The 6565-nt window shown below is 69.5% G+C and carries 6 protein-coding genes and 1 pseudogene; 4 read left to right on the forward strand and 3 right to left on the reverse strand.

What is annotated here, in order from left to right; all coding sequences use genetic code 11:
• Both ACWGI8_RS36575 and ACWGI8_RS36580 read right to left on the reverse strand, forming a co-directional pair.
• Window positions 1-847 (reverse strand): Fpg/Nei family DNA glycosylase (locus ACWGI8_RS36575; RefSeq protein ID WP_453667724.1); only part of this gene is annotated, 847 nt, incomplete at its 3' end.
• Complete coding sequence (locus tag ACWGI8_RS36580; protein ID WP_453667726.1) at window positions 847-1341, reverse strand: ribose-5-phosphate isomerase; 495 nt, start codon at window positions 1339-1341, stop codon at window positions 847-849. The genes ACWGI8_RS36580 and ACWGI8_RS36575, both read right to left, overlap by 1 nt.
• A 219-nt stretch (window positions 1342-1560) precedes the next feature.
• Between ACWGI8_RS36580 and ACWGI8_RS36585 the strand changes: the two genes are divergently transcribed.
• Entirely contained in the window at window positions 1561-3045 is a 1485-nt protein-coding gene (locus ACWGI8_RS36585; RefSeq protein WP_453667728.1) for an amino acid permease, read from the forward strand.
• 206 nt (window positions 3046-3251) lie between these two features.
• Here the strand turns inward: ACWGI8_RS36585 and ACWGI8_RS36590 are convergent, their stop codons facing one another.
• Window positions 3252-3845, reverse strand: coding sequence for a biotin transporter BioY (locus ACWGI8_RS36590; RefSeq protein ID WP_453667729.1), 594 nt, complete (start codon window positions 3843-3845; stop codon window positions 3252-3254).
• 257 nt (window positions 3846-4102) lie between these two features.
• Between ACWGI8_RS36590 and ACWGI8_RS36595 the strand changes: the two are divergent.
• The 3 genes and pseudogenes from ACWGI8_RS36595 to ACWGI8_RS36605 all read left to right on the forward strand — a co-directional run.
• A pseudogene (locus ACWGI8_RS36595) lies at window positions 4103-4747 on the forward strand (amino acid permease); the annotation flags it as partial.
• A gap of 23 nt (window positions 4748-4770) precedes the next feature.
• A complete protein-coding gene (locus ACWGI8_RS36600) occupies window positions 4771-4914 on the forward strand; it encodes a hypothetical protein (protein ID WP_453667731.1) in 144 nt (47 codons plus the stop codon).
• A gap of 175 nt (window positions 4915-5089) precedes the next feature.
• Window positions 5090-6526 carry an amino acid permease gene (locus ACWGI8_RS36605; RefSeq protein ID WP_453667733.1) on the forward strand — a complete coding sequence of 479 codons (1437 nt, stop codon included), beginning with the start codon at window positions 5090-5092 and terminating at the stop codon, window positions 6524-6526.
• Window positions 6527-6565 lie beyond the last annotated feature (39 nt).

Raw genomic sequence — 6565 nt, forward strand, 5'->3', positions numbered from 1 at the left:
CCTGCGGCGTGGGGGGGACCCCCAGCGGGGCGGATTTCTGGCAGGTCGGGCACCAGAAGAGGTTGCGGGCGGCGAGATCGGCGGTGCGGATCTCGCCGCCACAGATGTGGCAGGGCTGCTGGGCCCGGCGGTAGACGTAGACCTCGCCGCCGTGGTCGTCGACGCGCGGGGGGCGGGCCATCGCCTCGGGGGTGTGCTCGGGGCGGACGGTGTCGATGCGGTTGTTGCGTACGCCTACCCGCATCAGGGCGACCAGATCGGCCCAGATGGAGTGCCATTCGCGCCGGGTGAGGTCCTTGCCCGCCCGGTACGGGTCGATGCCGTGCCGGAAGAGGACTTCTGCCCGGTAGACGTTGCCGACGCCCGCGACGACCTTCTGGTCCATCAGCAGCGCGGCGATGGTCGTACGGGACCGGGAGATCCGGGCCCAGGCCCGGTCCGGGCCGTCGTCCGGGCGCAGCGGGTCGGGGCCGAGCCGGTCGTGTATCGCCCGCTTCTCGCCGTCCGTGATCAGGGCACAGGTGGTGGGGCCGCGCAGGTCGACGTACGCCGCGGGGTTCGCGAGCCGCAGCCGCACCGTCTCGGTCGGCGGCGGTACGGGCGCGTCGCCGAAGTTCACCTTGCCGAAGAGGCCGAGGTGGATGTGGACCCATTCGCCGCCGTCGGAGCCGCCGAAGCCGAGGAAGAGGTGCTTGCCGTGGGCGTCGGTGCGCTCCAGCACCGTGCCGTCGAGCAGCGCCGCGGAGTCGGCGAATTTGCCCTGCGGGCTGGTCACCCGCACGGACCGGCCGCCGAACCGTTCCCGGTAGTCGGCGGCCAGTCGGTGGATCGTGTGCCCTTCGGGCATCAGGCGGTCGGCCCCTGCGGGTGGTGGGCCGGGATCGGGGGCAGCTCGCCGGAGGTCTCGTACGCCGAGAGCATCTCGATACGGCGGGTGTGACGCTCCTCACCCGAGTACGGCGTCTTCAGGAAGACCTCGACGAAGGTCGTCGCCTCGTCGGCCGTGTGCATCCGGGCGCCGACGGCGACGACGTTGGCGTTGTTGTGCTCGCGGCCGAGGGCGGCCGTCTGCACGCTCCAGGCCAGCGCGGCGCGGACGCCCTTGACCTTGTTCGCGGCGATCTGCTCACCGTTGCCGGAGCCGCCGATCACGACGCCGAGGCTGTCCGGGTCCGCGGCCGTCCGCTCGGCGGCACGCAGGCAGAACGGCGGGTAGTCGTCCTGGGCGTCGTAGATGTGGGGGCCGCAGTCGACGGGCTCGTGGCCATGGGCCGTGAGCCACTCGACGAGGTGGTTCTTGAGTTCGTAGCCGGCATGGTCGGAACCGAGGTACACGCGCATGATCCGAGTGTGGCACGCGGGGAGCCGGGCAGGCGTCAGCGGGGTCCGACGGCGGGCCCTGTCGGAGGACCGGACGAGGGGCTGTGACGAGGACCCGGGCGCGATCGGGAGAAAGTGCCCATCATCACGAATCGGAGTCAGGTCTTCCATACCAACGGGTCACCGGTTTGAATGCGGGGGCTCGTAACCCGAGCGACCCGCACACGTAAGGAATCGTCCATGAACCCCCAGCCGACCCTTACGAAGGCAGGCGGAAACACCGGAGAAACCGGTAATCCCCAGCCTTCCGACGGTCTCAAGGCCGGACTCAAGAACCGCCACCTGTCCATGATCGCCATCGGTGGCGTGATCGGCGCGGGCCTCTTCGTCGGGTCCTCCGGCGGCATCGCGGCAGCCGGCCCCGCCATCCTCGTGTCCTACCTCCTCGTCGGCGCGCTGGTCGTCTTCGTGATGCGGATGCTCGGTGAGATGGCCGCTGCGAGCCCGAACTCGGGCTCCTTCTCCGCGTACGCCGACCGCGCGCTCGGCCGCTGGGCGGGCTTCTCCATCGGATGGCTCTACTGGTTCTTCTGGGTCGTCGTGCTGGCGGTCGAGGCGACCGCGGGTGCGGTGATCCTCGAGGGCTGGGTCCCGGCCGTGCCGCAGTGGGCGTGGGCGCTGATCGTGATGGTCGTGCTGACCGCGACCAACCTGGCGTCGGTGTCGTCGTACGGCGAGTTCGAGTTCTGGTTCGCGGGGATCAAGGTCGTCGCCATCGGCGGCTTCGTGATCATCGGTCTGCTGGCCGTGTTCGGCGTGCTGCCGGGCTCCGACAACCCGGGCGCGGGCTTCGCGCACCTGACCGACGCCGGAGGCTTCCTGCCCAACGGCGCGGGCGCCATCCTCACCGGTGTGCTGATGGTCGTCTTCTCCTTCATGGGCAGCGAGATCGTCACGCTGGCCGCCGGTGAGTCCGAGGACCCCCGCCGCGCGGTCACCAAGGCCACCAACAGCGTGATCTGGCGGATCGGTGTCTTCTACCTGGGCTCGATCTTCATCGTCCTGACGCTGCTGCCGTGGAACGACAAGTCGATCGTCGAGAAGGGCTCGTACGTCGCGGCCCTGGACTCCATCGGCATTCCGCACGCCGGCGAGATCATGAACGTGATCGTCCTGACGGCCGTGCTGTCCTGCCTGAACTCGGGTCTCTACACCGCCTCCCGCATGGCGTTCTCGCTGGGCGAGCGCGGCGACGCGCCGAAGGCGTTCGCCAAGGTCAGCGCCAAGGGCGTGCCCACCGCCGCCATCCTGGCCTCGGTCGTCTTCGGCTTCGGCGCCGTCTACGCCAACTACGCGTACAAGGACTCGGTCTTCACCTTCCTGCTGAACTCCTCGGGCGCGGTCGCGCTGTTCGTCTGGCTGGTGATCTGCTTCACCCAGCTGCGGATGCGCGGGATCCTGATGCGCGAGGCGCCGGAGAAGGTGACCGTGAAGATGTGGCTCTTCCCGTACCTGACCTGGGCGACCGCCGCGATGATCACCTTCGTGCTGGGCTACATGCTGTTCGACGACGCGAACCGCGAGGTCGTTCTGTGGTCGGTGGCGGTCGCTGCCGTCGTGGTGGTCATCGGTGTCGTCCTGCAGCTCACGAACAAGGGCAAGGGCACGGGCACGGCGGCCGTGGACGCCGCCCGGACCGAGCAGATCGAGGACGCCAGGGTCTGATCCCTGCTGAACGACCCCTGCTGAATACCTGACGGCGGATGTCAGGTAATCGCGAAAGGCTCTCCGTGCACCGAGTGAACGGAGAGCCTTTCCCCTGCGCGACATCGGCAAGAACGTCTTCCGCCCCGGCGACAGCGGCTACGACGAGGAACTGGCCGGCTTCCAGACCGGCTTCCCGGCGAACCTCTTCAGCAGGAATTACGGGGTCAGCCGCGGCGGCCGATGAGCTTCCAGGCGGCGGGCAGCGCCCCCATCGCCAGCGCGGCCTTGAGCGCGTCGCCGATCAGGAACGGGGTGAGGCCCGCGGCGACGGCCTGAGTGAGCGTCATACCGGTGGCGAGGGACAGGTACGGCACGCCGACGGCGTAGATGATCGCGGAGCCGAGGACCATCGTGCCGGCGGTACGCAGGACGGAGCGGTCGGCGCCGCGGCGGGCGAGGGCGCCGACCACGGTGGCGGCGAGCAGCATGCCGAGGATGTAGCCGAAGGACGGCATGGCATAGCCGGAGTCGGCCTCGGCGAACCACGGCATGCCCGCCATACCGGCGAGCGCGTACAGCGCGAGGGAGAGGAAGCCGCGGCGGGCGCCGAGCGCGGTGCCGACGAGCAGCGCGGCGAAGGTCTGGCCGGTGACGGGGACCGGGGAGCCGGGGACCGGGACGGAGATCTGCGCCGCGATTCCGGTGAGCACGGCGCCGCCGATCACCAGCGCTGCGTCCACTGCGGACTTGGCACGGCTGGCGGGCAGCAGGTCCGCGAGGACCACTCCGGATCGGACGGGGGCGGCGGCAGTGCTCATCGGGTCTCCTGAAGTCGGTGTGGACATGCCGACGTTAGACCAGGAGTCACCGACCGATCACCATCAGCCGATGACAAAGTGCCGGTCGGCGCCTTGGTGGAGTTCACACAAAGCAGCCTCAACAACCGTCCCCCGTACGTGATGCTCGTCACTGAGGTGACGGGCGGAGGAGTCCGTTTTGGCGATCGGAGCTGCGCTCGGGGAGACTGTAGGTTCTTGCCAAATCCCCGAGAAGTCTGTCGAGAGTTCCCAGCACCATGCACGACGCATCGCCCAGCCCGTTGGCCGCCGAGGCCGAGCCTCTCTCCCACGGGCTGAAGCAGCGTCATCTGACGATGCTCGGCCTCGGTGGGGCGATCGGCGCCGGGCTCTTCGTCGGCTCGGGCGCCGGTATCGCGGTCGCGGGACCCGGCATCGTCGTGTCGTACCTGCTCGCAGGCGCGCTGGCGATGCTCGTGATGCGGATGCTCGGCGAGATGTCGGCGGCGATGCCCGCGTCCGGTGCCTTCTCCGTGCACGCGGAGCGGGCGCTCGGCCGCTGGGCCGGGTTCAGCGTCGGCTGGCTGTACTGGTTCCTGCTGGTGGTCGTGCTCGCCGTGGAGGCGACGGGCGCGGCGACGATCGCGAACGGCTGGCTGCCGGGCGTGCCGCAGTGGACCTGGGTGCTGATCTTCATGGTGGTCTTCACCGCCGCCAATCTCACAGCGGTCAAGAACTTCGGCGAGTTCGAGTTCTGGTTCGCCGCGCTGAAGGTCGGCGCGATCGTCCTCTTCCTGCTGCTGGGCACCCTGGCGATCTTCGGCGTGCTGCCGGCTGCGTCCAATCCTTCCGGGGACCCGGTGGGTCTCGGCAATCTGACCGGGCAGGGCGGCTTTCTGCCGAACGGCTGGGAGGGCGTCGTCTGGCGCTGGCCGGGATCGGCGCCGTGCTGGTGCTGATGCTCGGCGACGACGACGCCCGCCCGCAGGTGCTGTGGTCCGGCGCGGCGACGGCCGTGGTGCTGATGGTGGCAGGCATCCGGGAGCTGCGGGAACGGCGCGCGCGGCGTGAAACAGCGCAAGCCGCGTGAACTGCCCGAGCGGCGTGACAGGCACAAGGAAGTTGCGTGACATGCGGGCAAGGCGTGTCTGAACCTTCACATTGTGTGAGCATCTTGTCCGTATAGCGGTCCGTCGTGCTCCGTGAGCGGTGCTGACCCCAGACTGTGGGCCACTCCCCTTATCCCCCACGAACAGGGCATGCCCATGTCTCGGACCTCGGCGCCCGCGCCCGTCGGCAACAAAGTCGACTCCGCGCTCGCGCACGGCCTCAAGCAGCGCCATCTGTCGATGATCGCCCTCGGCGGTGTGATCGGCGCCGGACTCTTCGTCCGCTCCGGCGCCGGCATCGCCGCCGCCGGACCGTCGATCGTCATCGCGTATGCGGTATCCGGCCTGCTCGTCATGCTCGTGATGCGCATGCTCGGCGAGATGTCGGCCGCGAACCCGGCGTCCGGCTCGTTCTCCGTGCACGCCGAGCGGGCCATCGGGCCGTGGGCGGGCTTCGCGGCCGGCTGGTCGTTCTGGGTGCTGCTGTCCGTCGCCGTGGGCCTGGAGGGCATCGGCGCGGCGAAGATCGTCAGCGGCTGGCTGCCCGGCACCCCCGAGTGGGCCTGGGTCGCGCTGTTCATGCTGGTGTTCTGCGGCACCAACCTGGCGGCGGTGAAGAACTTCGGCGAGTTCGAGTTCTGGTTCGCGGCCCTCAAGGTCGGCGCGATCTCGCTCTTCCTGATCCTCGGGGGTCTCGCGATCCTCGGCATCCTGCCCGGTACGGAGGCCCCCGGCACCGCCAACCTCACCGGCGACGGCGGCTTCCTGCCGAACGGCTCGGAGGGCCTGGTCATCGGTCTGCTCGCCTCCGTGTTCGCGTACGGCGGCCTGGAGACGGTCACCATCGCGGCCGCCGAGTCCGAGCACCCCGTCCAGGGCGTCACCAAGGCCGTGCGCACCGCGATGTGGCGCATCGCGCTCTTCTACATCGGCTCCATGGCGGTCATCGTCACGCTGGTGCCGTGGGACGACCCGGACGTCGCCAACCCCGACAAGGGTCCGTACGTCACCGCGCTGAACCACCTCGACATCCCGGGCGCCGGCACCGTGATGCAGGTCGTGGTGCTGGTCGCGCTGCTCTCCGCGATGAACGCCAACATCTACGGCTCCTCCCGCATGGCGTACTCGCTGGTCGCCCGTGGCCAGGGCCCGAAGGCGATCGGGCGGATCTCCGGCGGTGTGCCGCGGATCGCCGTGCTCGTCTCCTCCGTCTTCGGCTTCCTGTGCGTGCTGCTCAGCTACTGGCGCCCCGACGACGTCTTCCCCTGGCTGCTGAACATGATCGGCGCGGTGATCCTCGTCGTCTGGCTGTTCATCGCCGTCTCCCAGCTGGTGCTGCGACGCCGCATCGAGCGCGAGGCTCCGGAGAAGCTCGTCGTGCGGATGTGGCTGTTCCCGGTGCTGACCTGGGTCGCGATCGCGGGCATGCTCGGAATCTTCGTCCTCATGCTCCGCCAGCCCGACACTCGCGATCAGCTGCTCGCGACCGGTGTGATGACCCTGGTGCTGGCCGTCGCCGGCTTCGCCCTGCAGAAGAGCCGTAAGCCCGAGCAGGAGACGCCGGAGCCGGTTACGGACACCACGGCAGGCTGAGCGAGGGCAGCGCCTCCCGCTGACCGTCGCCGTCCCAGC

Source organism: Streptomyces sp. NPDC054841 (assembly GCF_053611045.1).

Excerpts from the sequence above, each read along its gene's own strand:
- ACWGI8_RS36580 (WP_453667726.1), bottom strand. The coding sequence starts at position 1,341 with ATGCGCGTGTACCTCGGTTCCGACCATGCCGGCTACGAACTCAAGAAC.
- ACWGI8_RS36585 (WP_453667728.1), top strand. The coding sequence starts at position 1,561 with ATGAACCCCCAGCCGACCCTTACGAAGGCAGGCGGAAACACCGGAGAA.
- ACWGI8_RS36590 (WP_453667729.1), bottom strand. The coding sequence starts at position 3,845 with ATGAGCACTGCCGCCGCCCCCGTCCGATCCGGAGTGGTCCTCGCGGAC.
- ACWGI8_RS36605 (WP_453667733.1), top strand. The coding sequence starts at position 5,090 with ATGTCTCGGACCTCGGCGCCCGCGCCCGTCGGCAACAAAGTCGACTCC.